The 12,641-nt window shown below is 45.4% G+C and carries 13 protein-coding genes and 1 tRNA gene; 6 read left to right on the forward strand and 8 right to left on the reverse strand.

Features of this window, described 5'->3' with window-relative positions; all coding sequences use genetic code 11:
- Nucleotides 1-86: 86 nt before the first annotated feature.
- The 4 genes from PN466_RS03200 to petL all read right to left on the reverse strand — a co-directional run bounded on the left by PN466_RS03200 (nucleotide 87) and on the right by petL (nucleotide 4,060).
- The gene (locus tag PN466_RS03200) at nucleotides 87-2,405 is read right to left on the reverse strand and encodes a CHASE2 domain-containing serine/threonine-protein kinase (protein WP_271936914.1); all 2,319 of its coding nucleotides are present in this window, start codon (nucleotides 2,403-2,405) and stop codon (nucleotides 87-89) included.
- 65 nt (nucleotides 2,406-2,470) lie between these two features.
- Nucleotides 2,471-3,292, reverse strand: coding sequence for an alpha/beta hydrolase (locus tag PN466_RS03205; protein WP_271936915.1), 822 nt, complete (start codon nucleotides 3,290-3,292; stop codon nucleotides 2,471-2,473).
- A gap of 76 nt (nucleotides 3,293-3,368) precedes the next feature.
- Nucleotides 3,369-3,839 carry a DUF29 domain-containing protein gene (locus tag PN466_RS03210; protein WP_271936916.1) on the reverse strand — a complete coding sequence of 157 codons (471 nt, stop codon included), beginning with the start codon at nucleotides 3,837-3,839 and terminating at the stop codon, nucleotides 3,369-3,371.
- A 119-nt stretch (nucleotides 3,840-3,958) separates the two neighbouring features.
- Entirely contained in the window at nucleotides 3,959-4,060 is a 102-nt protein-coding gene (gene petL, locus PN466_RS03215) for a cytochrome b6-f complex subunit PetL (protein WP_271936917.1), read from the reverse strand.
- Nucleotides 4,061-4,175: 115 nt separating this feature from the next.
- Between petL and aroB the strand changes: the two genes are divergently transcribed.
- The 3 genes from aroB (at nucleotide 4,176) to PN466_RS03230 (ending at nucleotide 6,851) form a co-directional block, all read left to right on the forward strand.
- Nucleotides 4,176-5,297, forward strand: coding sequence for a 3-dehydroquinate synthase (gene aroB, locus PN466_RS03220; protein WP_271936918.1), 1,122 nt, complete (start codon nucleotides 4,176-4,178; stop codon nucleotides 5,295-5,297).
- A gap of 112 nt (nucleotides 5,298-5,409) precedes the next feature.
- On the forward strand, nucleotides 5,410-5,559 hold the full coding sequence (locus PN466_RS03225) for a hypothetical protein (RefSeq protein WP_271936919.1): 150 nt from the start codon (nucleotides 5,410-5,412) through the stop codon (nucleotides 5,557-5,559).
- Between the two features lie 68 nt (nucleotides 5,560-5,627).
- Entirely contained in the window at nucleotides 5,628-6,851 is a 1,224-nt protein-coding gene (locus PN466_RS03230) for a URC4/urg3 family protein (RefSeq protein ID WP_271936920.1), read from the forward strand.
- Between the two features lie 131 nt (nucleotides 6,852-6,982).
- On the opposite strand, the gene PN466_RS03235 is transcribed toward PN466_RS03230, so the two are convergent.
- A complete protein-coding gene (locus PN466_RS03235) occupies nucleotides 6,983-7,411 on the reverse strand; it encodes a Uma2 family endonuclease (RefSeq protein WP_271936921.1) in 429 nt (142 codons plus the stop codon).
- A 117-nt stretch (nucleotides 7,412-7,528) separates the two neighbouring features.
- Here PN466_RS03235 and upp point away from each other — a divergent pair, with 117 nt between their 5' ends.
- Complete coding sequence (upp, locus tag PN466_RS03240; protein WP_271936922.1) at nucleotides 7,529-8,161, forward strand: uracil phosphoribosyltransferase; 633 nt, start codon at nucleotides 7,529-7,531, stop codon at nucleotides 8,159-8,161.
- Here the strand turns inward: upp and PN466_RS03245 are convergent.
- Nucleotides 8,123-9,052 carry a WD40 repeat domain-containing protein gene (locus PN466_RS03245; protein WP_271936923.1) on the reverse strand — a complete coding sequence of 310 codons (930 nt, stop codon included), beginning with the start codon at nucleotides 9,050-9,052 and terminating at the stop codon, nucleotides 8,123-8,125. The two genes, upp and PN466_RS03245, sit on opposite strands and share 39 nt — an antisense overlap.
- A 220-nt stretch (nucleotides 9,053-9,272) precedes the next feature.
- Entirely contained in the window at nucleotides 9,273-10,424 is a 1,152-nt protein-coding gene (gene dprA, locus PN466_RS03250) for a DNA-processing protein DprA (protein WP_271936925.1), read from the reverse strand.
- A gap of 90 nt (nucleotides 10,425-10,514) precedes the next feature.
- Between dprA and PN466_RS03255 the strand changes: the two genes are divergently transcribed.
- A tRNA-Thr gene (locus PN466_RS03255) sits at nucleotides 10,515-10,586 on the forward strand.
- Nucleotides 10,587-10,831: 245 nt separating this feature from the next.
- Here PN466_RS03255 and PN466_RS03260 read toward each other — a convergent pair.
- On the reverse strand, nucleotides 10,832-11,332 hold the full coding sequence (locus PN466_RS03260) for a hypothetical protein (RefSeq protein WP_271936927.1): 501 nt from the start codon (nucleotides 11,330-11,332) through the stop codon (nucleotides 10,832-10,834).
- A 435-nt stretch (nucleotides 11,333-11,767) separates the two neighbouring features.
- On the opposite strand from PN466_RS03260, the gene PN466_RS03265 reads away from it, so the two are divergent.
- Complete coding sequence (locus tag PN466_RS03265; protein ID WP_271936928.1) at nucleotides 11,768-12,094, forward strand: hypothetical protein; 327 nt, start codon at nucleotides 11,768-11,770, stop codon at nucleotides 12,092-12,094.
- The last annotated feature ends 547 nt before the right edge of the window (nucleotides 12,095-12,641 follow it).

Here is a 12,641-nt window from a genome sequence, read left to right on the forward strand (position 1 = left end):
TCCCACTCTAGGAATAAGCAATAGTTTGTATGGTTTAGGGTCAAGTCTTCAAGCAATACTCCATAGAAAAGAGAAGCGCTATATATTCAACCTAATTTTTTCAAGGCATCGATCGCCTCAGCAGCAGAAGGATAGCGATCGCGGAAATGATAGGCTACCATCTGGTCTAAAATATCCATCAGTTCCACACTTACTGTTTCCTCAACCAAATGATGCCAAATAGCGCTACCACTGCTCCAATCTTGGCGTAACTTCTGGGGATGAATGCCAGTTAAAGCATGGATGGCAATCATGCCTACAGAGTAAACATCACTACAGAGTCTCGGCTGTCCCATCAATTGTTCTGGAGCAGCATAGCCTTTGGTGCCGATCGCCACTGTAAACCGTTCTGTCTCTTCATCTAAATGGGGAGCAAACTGCTTAACTGCGCCAAAATCAATTAAACAGAGGCGGCGATCGCTCTGGCGACGAATAATATTACTGGGTTTAATATCTCGATGGATGACTTGATATTGATGGACAAACGACAACACTTGCAAAATATCCAAGATTAGCGCCACCACTCGATCCACCTCTAAGCAATGATTTTCTCCCAATTCCTCACTTAAAGAACTACCTTCAATATACTCTTCAACTAAATAAAACTCTTGATGTTCTTCAAAATAGGCAAACAATTGAGGAATTTGATCGTGTTGCCCTACAATCTCTAAGATTTCTGCTTCCGTATTAAACAACCGTTGGGCAACCTGAAAGAAATTCCCCTCCGTCTGCAACGGTCGTAGATGCTTAATCACACAAATGGGATGTCGAGGACGCTGAATATCCTGGGCCAAATAGGTTTGCCCAAATCCTCCCGCTCCTAATACTTTCGTGATATGATAACGTCCTCCTAACAGACTCATCGGTTGAGTCCATTCTTCTGTATTGTCCGGAGCAATTTGGGTACATTCATCCTCCTCATACCCCTCGGTTGCTGTCCAAGTTTTCGTCTCTTCTGAGCTTTCTAATTGAGTGGCATCTTGTCGTTGGGTCTGTTCCTCTAAAAAGGTTTGCAAAAGCTTCAAGTCTTTCTCTTGTTGTTTTACCCGTGCAGCCATGTGTTGTTGCAGTTTTTCGGTTTGATAAGACCGATAGCCGAAGACTCCACTGCTGCTGATCAACAATCCCAATATGGGGGAAAATAGGGGAACCCAAAGGGAAGATTGAAAGAACCACCAGCTACTTCCAGCTAAACCCAAGAGGGCGATCGCCAAGCTTCCCGATAAACGCAACGGATGATTGATCTTCCAACTTAACACAGCACCCACTCCTGCCCACCCTAGAATCCAGAGGATTTCCACCCGATCCGACCAGGTACTCATCAATGGTTGACCCTCTAAAGCCGCATTGAGAAGTTGGCTAATCATTTGGGCATGAATTTCTACCCCTGGCATTTGATGATTGCTTTCTTGTCCTCGGCTGTAGGGCGTATAAAAGTAATCATTTAAGCTAGGAGCAGTGACACCAATCAGAATAATGCGATCGCGTATCCAACTCGGATCGACCCGATCTTGCAAAACATCTGTTAATGTTACTTTGCGAGCCACGCGATCGGGAGAATGATATTTCAATAAAATTTGATAACCCTGAGCATCCACTCCCTGATAACCCCCCGTATTAGCTTGTAGGCGGGTTAAAGGCACTGAACCTAACATCAAAGTCCCTTCAGAGGGTTTTACTTCAATATTTTCATCGGTTAAATAATGGCGCGTTAGTTGCAGCGAAAAGGCTTGTTTGATCTGACATCTAGAAGAAGGTAAGGGTCTACCCCATAACAAACTGCGACGAATCACCCCATCGTTGTCAATCACCACATCGGCAAATCCGAGGTTTTTATTCGCTACTCCGGGAGGGGGAGGAACCCCAATATCATCGTCCCCTTTGCTCAGTTGACAAACGGTGACGGTACGATTATTTTCCCCTTGTAAATAGGCCATCAATTGCTCGCGGCCAGGATTTTGGGGAATATCTCGATAGATATCTAAACCAATAATCCTTGGCTCATGGGCCTCTAAGTTCTGTAAAAGCTGATCGATGGTTTTATCGGATAGGGGATACCTCTGTTGGGCCTGAATATCCTCTTCTGTAACACCGACAATTAAGAGTCGATCGTCAGTTTCGGCGATCGCCCTCCACTGGGTAAACTGGTCATAGATTAACAATTCCGGTGATTCAGTCCAGCCCACTTTTCTCAACGCCACCACTAAGACTGTAGTGGTTAACGTGACAATGACCACCGAATTTCTTACCGTAACCCAATCAAGCCAGGAATTTTGGGAATCTTTCCAAACTGTTGAGAGCTTAGGCCAAATCTGCTCACACACCAGTGAGCGGCATCGCTGCCACAAAGGGAGGCTAGTTTTCATTCCCGGTTCAATCTTGCCCATACTCGCGTATCTGAAACCTGTAGCTGTTGCCTCTTGCCTAGACGCTATATGGGAATCGCCTGTCCTCTGCTCACTTCTTGTAGATTTTGGTTATAGAGATCGACTCTTCCCATCCAATCATTATGCCCTAACCCCTCAATAGGAACCAACATTTTCGGCCCATTGGCAACTTGGTAGAGTTTCTGACCATGGCTCAATGTAATCACCCGATCCAAAGTTGCATGGAAAATTAACACGGGAGCGCTGATTTTATTTATTTTGCCAATATTATTAAATTTGTCGAACGGAAATAGGGGTATCCAAGTTACAACCCGCAAGACAGAAATAAACGTATTTTCAGTGACTAAGGTGGCAATGGGCATCTCGGTGGCTAAATCGATAGAGGGGCCACCACCGACGGAACGACCATAGAGAACAATTTGACTGGGGGGAATCTTCAGAGTTTCGGTTAGATAAGTATAGGCCGCGCGAATATCTTGATAGGCACCTCGTTCTGTGGGTTTTCCTTCGCTGGTTCCATAGCCTCGATAGTCGTAGGCAAAGATGTTAAATCCCAGTTGATTCAAGTGTTCGAGAACCGGTTGAATCATCCCCAGATCTTCGGCATTGCCATGGCTATAGAGGAGAGTATAGGTGGCGCTGGGGTTGGGGAGATATTGACCAGTAATGTTGATACCCGGTTCGGAGGTGAGGGTAACGGTCTGGGGTAAGGTTTGATAGGTAGTATCTGGAGGAAGAAAAATTCTACTGTCTGCGATCGCGAAAATGTAGATGCAGAGAATGGTATAAATGGCGATCGCCGATCGCAGCAGACGGAACAGGGAAAATTTCCCAATTAACAGAGTTTTTAACCGTTGAGTCTTCATACTAACAGGGAATTAGGGAATAGGGAATTGGAGATCGCCGCGTCTCCATGTCTGCGCGTCGTGTCCCCCAATTAAATTATTCATTATTTGGTAGCCAGTTTTCATCTAAAGCCTGTTCTAAGGTGAACTTAGGGGAATAGGGAATTAGTCCTTCATCTAACTCGCTGGCTTTGAGAAATAATTTTCTCCCATTTTGATACTGCTTAACAAAAATTTCCTCTAAAAACACATTCAGACTCGGACTACTTTCCAATTCTTCTGCAATTTCAATCCGAAAATTGGTGATTTCTGTATTCCAGCCTCGAAAGCATCGTTCTCGCTCTGCTTCCCAATACTGGATCTTGAGCAGATGTTCGCACAGTCGCATTAAATAGCTAGAAATGCCTCGTTTCTCCCGTTTCCCCAAACTTTCTAACTCCTCAATTAAATGGTCTAGATCGACTCCTTCAAAGTTATGGGAACGCAACTGAATTAACGTTTGCTCTAGCCAAAGATGATAATCCTGGTCGTATAAGGATAGAGTATTCAGCGTCACTTGAGAATTCATCTGTACCCTCTCTAGGGAATTAGGTAATAGGGAATAGGTAATAGAAGAGCGTCTTCATGTCCCCCCACTTACCCATCCCTGTGCCCTTCGACTGTGCTCAGGGCACAGGGTGGGTAATTTTAGATTAACTTAATCGCCCGTAGTCCAAACCATAGGGTCAGGGCTACACCAATCATGCCTCCGAGGAAGGCAAAGTAGGTAATGGCTCCACCAATGCTCATGTTTTTTCTCCTTTTGTTAACTCAGTGATTCAGTCTTGAGATTAATCCCAACATTCCGTAAACTAGAATACAACTGATTGACAAAGAGTTGAACCACAAAGCGATGATAGATGGATTGGTTTCAGGGTCTACGGTGCGGGTGGAGTTGGGGGCATTGTCTTATGAGATTGCGATCGCCCCAGGCTCTCTTGACGAACTTGGCTCTCGTATGGCTCAGTTTCCTTCGGACATAAAAGGTTTGGGGAAAAAGGTGCTGGTGGTGTCTAATCCTACGATCGCAGATTACTACGCAGAACAGGCGATCGCTTCCTTAACCGATGCTGGTTTTACCGTCTACTCCCATCTGATCCCCGCAGGAGAACAATACAAAACCCTGGACTCCATTCAAACTATCTATGATTGTGCCCTGGAAAACCGCCTAGAGCGCTCCTCTACCCTCGTCGCCCTTGGTGGTGGTGTAATTGGTGATATGACTGGGTTTGCCGCTGCCACATGGCTCAGGGGAGTCAACTTTGTGCAAGTCCCCACCTCTCTACTCGCCATGGTGGATGCTTCCATTGGCGGTAAAACGGGAGTCAATCATCCCTTGGGCAAAAATCTGATTGGGGCATTTTATCAACCGCGTCTTGTTTGGATTGACCCCCAAGTGCTAAAAACTCTACCAGAGCGAGAATTTCGGGCAGGAATGGCGGAAGTCATTAAGTATGGAGTGATTTGGGATTTAGAGCTATTTGAGCGACTTGAACGGTCAAAACGGCTGGATCGGTTTGAGGAGATTGAACCAGAGTTATTGAACTTAATTTTAACTCGTTCCTGTGAAGCCAAGGCGCAGGTAGTGAGTGAGGATGAGAAGGAAGCCGGGTTACGGGCAATTCTCAATTATGGACATACGATTGGTCATGCGATCGAGAGTTTAACGGGTTATGAGCAGGTGATTCACGGCGAAGCAGTGGCGATCGGGATGGTAGCCGTCAGTAAAATAGCTCTGAAGATGGGATTCTGGGGACAAGATTGGGATCAGCGTCAGTTAGCGTTAATTGAAAAAACTGGCTTACCCACACGCATTCCCTCACAAGTGAGCATTGAGAGCATTTTAGATAGCTTGCAAACCGATAAAAAGGTAAAATCGGGTCGCGTTCGGTTTATTTTACCCACAGAACACACGGAAGCAAAGATTACTGACCAAGTTCCGCCCGATATCTTGCGGGAAGTATTAGCCAGTTTAGGTGCGTCTTGAGGTTATATAAAGTTGGCCAAATCAACGACAATCGCAAGTCTCTAAACTAGAGATCGAGAAACTGGTTTTTTTTACCGGAAATGCCAATTTAAGCGATCGCGTCCGTAACTGGATGGAAGATCGTCAACATCAGAAGTCGATCGGTGTCGCGAGTGCTTGGGAAATAACAATTAAACAAAGCCAGCAAAAATTGACATTGCCCATGACTGTTGCTGATTATATTCAGGAGAAAATTCAACAGAAGCGAACCGGTCGAAAATAAAACTGGCTCGTCAGTTTATGGAGAAGGCTAAGAGCCAAACTTTATCGTCATTTCAAGGAGGAAGATAGATGCAGGAAGTTATCAGAGAGTTAAGATTACCACAAACGATTCGCGATCGCGCTTCAATCCTATTCGATTTAGCCCAATCTGACCAACTATCGGGCTTTCGCTGCCACTTATCCAAACTACCCGATATTGCGGATTACGTCATTGAAGTCATTCGTGCTGAATATCCCGATCTCAACGTTCCCTTTCATTCCCGGTGGCGACACTTTGAAGTTGGGGACAACTCCCGTTTAGAACAACTGCAACGCTCACTATCTGCCTATTCCGATCTAGAACAAGCTAAATCTAAACTCGATTTAGCCATCATCAGCGTCCTCCTAGATGCCGGTGCAGGCGCACAATGGCACTATCAAGAACCCAATACAAACAACACTTACAGCCGTTCTGAAGGATTAGCCCTTGCCAGTTTTCACTCCTTTTCCGAAGGTCTATTTTCCAGCAGTCCAGATCGTCCCTATCAAGTCGATAGTCTCGCCCTGCAAAATTTGACTGAAACCACCCTAGAAACCGCTTTTCAAACTACTCCCGAAAATCCCTTAGTCGGCATCTCCGGAAGGGTGCAACTCCTGCAAAAACTCGGTCAAGTTCTCTCCAACTACCCCCAAGTTTTTCCCAATTCTCCCCCCCGTCCCAGCGATCTAATCCACAGTTGGCTAGGACAAACTCAAAATAATCAGTTATCCGTTGTCACAATTTTCCAGACTATTCTAGAGAGTCTAGGGGAAATTTGGCCCGGACGATTAATCCTCGATGGCGTTAACCTAGGCGATGTTTGGCAACATTCTGCCCTCCCCAATACCGGAATAGGCTCCCAATTCATCCCCTTTCACAAACTCTCCCAATGGTTAACTTACTCTCTGCTCGAACCCTTGCAAGAACTGGGTTTAACCATCACTGATTTAAATCAACTTACCGGGCTACCCGAATATCGCAATGGCGGACTTTTCTTAGACTTAGGCGTATTAGAAATAAAAGATAGTGCCTGGTTAACAATTTCCCATAAAGTCGATTCAGAACTGATTATCGAATGGCGTTCCCTCACTGTAATTTTACTCGATCAACTCGCAGAAATCATCCGCGAAAAATTAGGCTTAACTGCCGATGACTTCCCCCTCGTCAAACTCCTACAAGGCGGAAGTTGGACAGCAGGACGCAAAATTGCCGCCCAACTCCGCCCTGATGGAGTTCCTCCCCTACGCATTGACAGCGATGGCACAGTATTCTAGTTCTTCTCCGTGTTCCTTTGTGTCTCTGTGGTTATCTCAATAACCAGCTAAAAACCTGATTGACGGTTAACTGCAACTCAATACCCTCTAAAACTGGAAGCACATCCTCACCGCGATAGAGAATCATCCGCTTATCTGGCCAAAATACCATAATCACTTGTTCTGTTGAGTAACCATCCCAGTTGAGTTCCAGCTTGCAAACAGAGCTGAATTTTGCTAATTAAAGCTGTGGTACTTTGGTCGCGAGAAAGAATTTCAATCATCCAGTCAGGAGCGCCAGAAACCGCTGTATTTTGCACTGGGATGCGATCGCCGCGAATAATGGTAATATCGGGAACAACAGACTGCTCCGTTAGAGTGCAGCGTAACTCTGGAAAGGCTTCATAGGCACTTCCTGCTTGATCAATTGCCCCAGTCAATCGTTTCTGTAAAATGCTATGGTCAACGGTTGGCATCGGTTTTAAGTGGGCTTCTCCCTGGAAAAATTCCCACGCGGGGGACGCTTCTAAATTAGAGCGTTGTAGAAATTCTGCTAAAGTCAGAACTTGAACGGTAACCATAGATCGGGCATAGCTCAATGGCTACAGCTTATAATTATCAATAATTCACTGTCAACTCTACAGTTTATCCATTCCTATTCCCTAATTACCCATTACCAGCACGAAGCACTATCTCTAATGTCCAACGTTACCGTTATCAACCATCCTCTCATTGCCCATAAACTAACCCTCATGCGTCGCGAGGAAACCAGTACAGCCAAATTTCGCTCTTTGCTCAAAGAAATTAGCTTGTTACTCGCCTATGAAGTGACGAGAGATTTACCCTTAAAATTAGAAGAGATTAAGACTCCTTTAGGGGTAATGGAAGCACCCGTTTTAGCGCCAGAAAAGAAAATGGTAGTGATTTCCATTATGCGAGCTGGACAAGGCATTTTAGATGGCATGTTGGAACTCATTCCTTCTGCGCGGGTGGGACATATTGGCTTATACCGAGATCCGAGAACCTTGATTCCCATTGAGTATTATCTCAAGGTTCCCCATGATGTCGAAGAGCGAGATATGTTCATTGTCGATCCCATGTTAGCCACCGGTAATACTGCTGTTGCTGCCATTAGTCGGTTAAAAGAACTGAACCCAACATCAATTAAGTTTGTCTGTCTATTAGCCGCTCCCGAAGGGTTAGAGCATGTTCAAGAAGAACATCCAGATATCCCAATTTATACGACTGCCATTGATGAGTGCTTAGACGAGCATGGCTATATTTTACCCGGTCTAGGGGATGCTGGCGATCGCCTCTTCGGAACCAAGTAAATCGGGATTTGAATCTTGGTTAGCCGTGAATTTGAGAGGATTTGGCAAACGCCACAAAACAATAGAATTAGAGTCAATATTAGCCCACAAGTTTCCTTGAGCAGTAGAAGCGATCTCGCCACAAAGCTCTGACCAAAATCCATCACTATTAGAGTTATCTCCTAGCGATTCCGATAAACCACTACAAGCTATCTCTGACCATTGGTCTACAGGCAACGGATCTTCGGCAAGATTGGAGCCTAACAACTCTCCAGTCAGCGGATTCCAAAAATGGACGATATCGCGATCGGGATAACGAGTCACTAAAAAGTTACCATCATCACTATAAGAGACTTCAACTTTTGACTGTATTGGTGTACTAAATTCTCGTCTTTTTTTACCCGTATTTAAATTCCAAACTTCTACAGTACCATCCTCATTACCACTGGCAAAGGTTTGTCCATGGGGACTTACAGCTAAGGAATGAATTTCATGATCTGTATAGATAGTCATGTTTAGTCTTAACATAGCTAAATTCCAAATTTTGATCGTTTTATCAGTACTACCACTAACAAAAGTTCGCCCATTAGGACTAAATACCACTGAGGTAACTTTAGCGGTATGACTGTGCAGGTCACGAACTACTTGTTGCGCTCTTAAATCCCATAAATGAACGATCGCCTCTTGACTCCCCCCCACTGCAAAATTTCCTGTCGGACTAATGTCTAAAGCGGTAATAGTTTGGTCTGGTGTGGGTAGTTGTTTCCAAATTGTCGCTTTTTCCATGAGTGCATAGGATTGGGCGTTAATTTCTGTCTCTTTCACAGGGTTGGCATAAGCCGGTTGCACAGAAGAGATAAAGACCGTTGAGGAAAGACTTAAAAGAAGAGTGAGAATAGATCGCGTGTTCATAAGATAAAACTGAGAGACGTGTTCTAGGGATTTCCCCAACTATAAGAAGATCTATCCCCCAAGGTTCCGGCAAAACTGACAGTATAGGTTTTGGCTCAAGGGGGACTGACGAATACCATCGGCCAGCAGTTCCTAGCAATGGGTTGTCTAGCTTAACTTTCAAGCAGATCGGATGGCGATCTGGATAATTTTCTCAATTCTGCCTTGAGATAGGACAGTTTTAACGCTGGTATCTCATTCCAGGTAATTGGGACACTAATCCCAGTAGCTCTAATTCGATTAAGGTCGAGGAAACTTCTGCTGCACTTAATCCCGTTTGCTGTACGATCGCATCCAGGGAAGTCGCTTCCATCTTTACGCCGTCTAATACCTTCTGTTGCAAAGGAGGTAACGAGGGAACAGGAGCAGGTGCAGGTTTAGGAGATGTGGGGAATAAGGATAACTGTTGAGTGGGTACGTTCTCTCTTGGAATCACCGGATCGAGTTCTGGAATTTGGGACAACAGCTCTAATACATACCCTTCATTAATCAGCACCTGTGCCCCTTTACTGATTAAACCCAGACATCCTTTAGAGTTCTCATCATCAATTCGGCCAGGCAAGACATAGACATCCCGGCCAAATTCATTGGCTAATCTGGCCGTAATCAATGCTCCTGAGTGAGTCGGTGCTTCAGTGACTAATACGGCTCGACTCAATCCCGCCACAATACGATTCCGTTGGGGAAAATGGGCCCGGTTGGGTTGGACTCCTGCGGGATATTCACTGATCGCTAATCCTTGTTCGAGGATCTGGTTGTAAAGGGATTGATTGCCCGGAGGATAGATAATATCAACTCCAGTTCCCAAAACAGCGATGGTACGCCCTCCTGCGTCTAAACATCCCCGATGGGCTTGAGTATCCACCCCTTGAGCCATGCCAGAAACAATTGTAAATCCCCGTTGGACTAATTGCTTACTGAGGCGATAGGTCCATCGCCTACCATAGTCGGTCACTTCACGAGTGCCCACAATGGCTACGGCTGGTCTGATTCCTTGATTTTCTTCGGGTTCCACTATGCCTCGATAATAGAGTACCGGTGGAGGACTGGGGATTTCTAATAGTAAGCGTGGATAAAGGGCATCGCTAGGAGTCCAAAATTGAGGATTCGTTTGTAAATGCTGTTCTAAAAGGGCGATCGGATCGAGCTGTTTACGATGAGCTACCCAGGATTGTGCGGTTTTGATTCCAACTCCTTCTATAGAACTGAGGGCGATCGCATCTGCTTGCCACGCGGCTGCCAAACTGCCAAACTGATTCTCAATTCTTTGTAGCAAAACTGGCCCTACCTTCGGCAATTGTGACCAGGCTAACCAAAAAGCACGTTCTGTCATTCAACGTTGAGTTTGAATCTTTTCTTTTGCGTATTCCCTGTAGATTCTAGTCTAAAATCTAAGTCTATGCTATACTAAAGGATGGTCATTGCCGATGTAGCTCAGTGGTAGAGCAACCGATTCGTAATCGGTAGGTCGTGAGTTCAAATCTCATCATCGGCTTCAGCACTTAAACCCTTACACTGATAGGCTTTGACTCACAAGCCACCGGCTACAAATCGGGGATTAAACACATATTCGGCACAAATACAGCCTACTGCCAGAAGAGGGCATGAGACAAAATAGGATGCCTGTCGAAAAGAGGCATCCTTCCTAAATCTCTCCCATCCCATGGCTGTATTTTTCCCAATCATCATCCTTACTCTCTAGCCCAATGTAGGTTGCCTTCAGGCTTCCTCTAGCGTTGATTAATCCCCTACGGTAAACTCCCGTCTTTTCTGGCGTATCGCATCGTCGCCACCAGTAACCAAGCCTGTCCATCTATGACCCGGTAGGATTGCCCTTACTTGAGCATGGGTAAAGTGACCGGTTGCCATTAACTGTTCTTTGTCCATTACCCGACCAGCGTATGGGTTCCTCTGTGGTTTTGGGTTCGGGACTAACTTATCTATCTCAGCCCTGTGGGATCGCCTTGCCTCATCTACTCCTGATCGGGGAGAAGAAACCAGTTCATCCTCCCCAATCCGGTAGACAATCCCCCCTTTATCAAAGTCAATCCTGATGACTTTCCTGATGAGTAGCTCGGCAATAATTGCTGCCGAAAAGTAAACGCCATCGGACATAGAGCCATTGCCAATCTTGGATAGTAGCCTCTTGGTGTCTTCTGAGATAGTCAGGGTTGTCCGGCTCCGATTGATATCTTCCTTCCGCGCCGATTGGGAGTATAGTCCCACCTTTCCTTTATGCATAACCAGTGTCACGTCAAATAATAGTGATACTGATTGTATGTATTACCAATCTCCAAGTCAAGGGAGTGGGGAGTAGTTCAACTAATAAGAATAAAAATAGGATGCAGTGATAGTGAGATCTCTGGAAACTTTACGCTGTGAAATAGGGTTCAATCTCACAGCGTAACAACTGTTAAAAATAGGGCAGCTCTCGATTCTCTGACAGGGTCAATCCTTTTTCTCGCCCCTATCACCTGATAGTGAGGGAATAGTCCATTGAGAGAAAGCCCAACAAATTACCCTACCATCCCATGGGAGGAATAAACAGCTCTGTGCACCGGAATAATAGGATTCATTCCTGCTCGTTTACAATCAATGTAATATGTCACCCCTAACAGATTGACTAGGATACTATTGCAGTGTACACTGCAATAGTAGAGAATAAAGATATGAATCATGACTTGGAAACGCAACACATCAGGTTTTATCAAAACCCCGCCCAAGTGGAAGAGTGACCCGAAGACTAAAGCCGTAAGGATTCCTGTGTCCCTTGCGGAAGAAATCCTGGCGATCGCCCACCAGATTGATGACGAGAGAGCAGGAAATGGGGGTAGTGGGTCAGCAACCTATTTACCCCCAAGAGGTGAGGATAAAGCAATCGGCGATCGTGACTATGACGCTGCGATCGCAATCCTCAAAGACTCCCTTTTGTTAAAGGCGAATGCAGGGGGTAAAATTAAGGCGGAAATTAAAAAAGCTTTGGAGCTGTTGGAGGGAAATTAGGGTAGGATACTCGGCAAGATAGGCGCTTATCTTTAGAAAAAACAATGGCTAGAGCGAACCCTAGCCAACAAGAAAAAATAAACAATTAAATTATGGCTGAAATGCGGACAAAATCTCAATCCCCTGCTGCTCAAAAAGCTGGTAATCGTTCTAATTGTAGCACTGGAAAGCAGAGTGGGCAACGGTTTGAGAGATTTGACATTCTAGAGCATCTAGACCTTCTAGAGCCTACAAAGAGGAAGAACTTCTACCATTGCCCCAATTGCGGTAAGAATGATTTTCACGTCAACCCCATGGATGGAAAGTTTGCCTGTTTTTCTGGTGGTTGTTCCAGTGATTCTATAGTAGAGGCTCTCAAGCGAAAAGCAGGAACCTGGGAGGAACGGGGGTCAGGAAGTAAGACCCCTTTGACATCCTCCCCGCCCGCCGCTTCGCTCTGGACGGGGATTCCCTGTCTATTCAAGCAGTATCAAATAACGATAACTGCTTGAATTCCAGATGAGTTGACGCTTCAACGGTTGCTGCTCCCTTGACGGAAGTCTTACGC

It is taken from the genome of Roseofilum reptotaenium CS-1145 (assembly GCF_028330985.1).
Taxonomy (GTDB): domain Bacteria; phylum Cyanobacteriota; class Cyanobacteriia; order Cyanobacteriales; family Desertifilaceae; genus Roseofilum; species Roseofilum reptotaenium.

Excerpts from the sequence above, each read along its gene's own strand:
- PN466_RS03200 (WP_271936914.1), bottom strand. The coding sequence starts at position 2,405 with ATGAAAACTAGCCTCCCTTTGTGGCAGCGATGCCGCTCACTGGTGTGT.
- PN466_RS03245 (WP_271936923.1), bottom strand. The coding sequence starts at position 9,052 with ATGAACACGCGATCTATTCTCACTCTTCTTTTAAGTCTTTCCTCAACG.
- upp (WP_271936922.1), top strand. The coding sequence starts at position 7,529 with ATGTCCAACGTTACCGTTATCAACCATCCTCTCATTGCCCATAAACTA.
- PN466_RS03260 (WP_271936927.1), bottom strand. The coding sequence starts at position 11,332 with ATGCATAAAGGAAAGGTGGGACTATACTCCCAATCGGCGCGGAAGGAA.
- PN466_RS03205 (WP_271936915.1), bottom strand. The coding sequence starts at position 3,292 with ATGAAGACTCAACGGTTAAAAACTCTGTTAATTGGGAAATTTTCCCTG.
- PN466_RS03235 (WP_271936921.1), bottom strand. The coding sequence starts at position 7,411 with ATGGTTACCGTTCAAGTTCTGACTTTAGCAGAATTTCTACAACGCTCT.
- dprA (WP_271936925.1), bottom strand. The coding sequence starts at position 10,424 with ATGACAGAACGTGCTTTTTGGTTAGCCTGGTCACAATTGCCGAAGGTA.
- PN466_RS03210 (WP_271936916.1), bottom strand. The coding sequence starts at position 3,839 with ATGAATTCTCAAGTGACGCTGAATACTCTATCCTTATACGACCAGGAT.
- petL (WP_271936917.1), bottom strand. The coding sequence starts at position 4,060 with ATGAGCATTGGTGGAGCCATTACCTACTTTGCCTTCCTCGGAGGCATG.
- PN466_RS03225 (WP_271936919.1), top strand. The coding sequence starts at position 5,410 with ATGGAAGATCGTCAACATCAGAAGTCGATCGGTGTCGCGAGTGCTTGG.
- PN466_RS03230 (WP_271936920.1), top strand. The coding sequence starts at position 5,628 with ATGCAGGAAGTTATCAGAGAGTTAAGATTACCACAAACGATTCGCGAT.
- PN466_RS03265 (WP_271936928.1), top strand. The coding sequence starts at position 11,768 with ATGACTTGGAAACGCAACACATCAGGTTTTATCAAAACCCCGCCCAAG.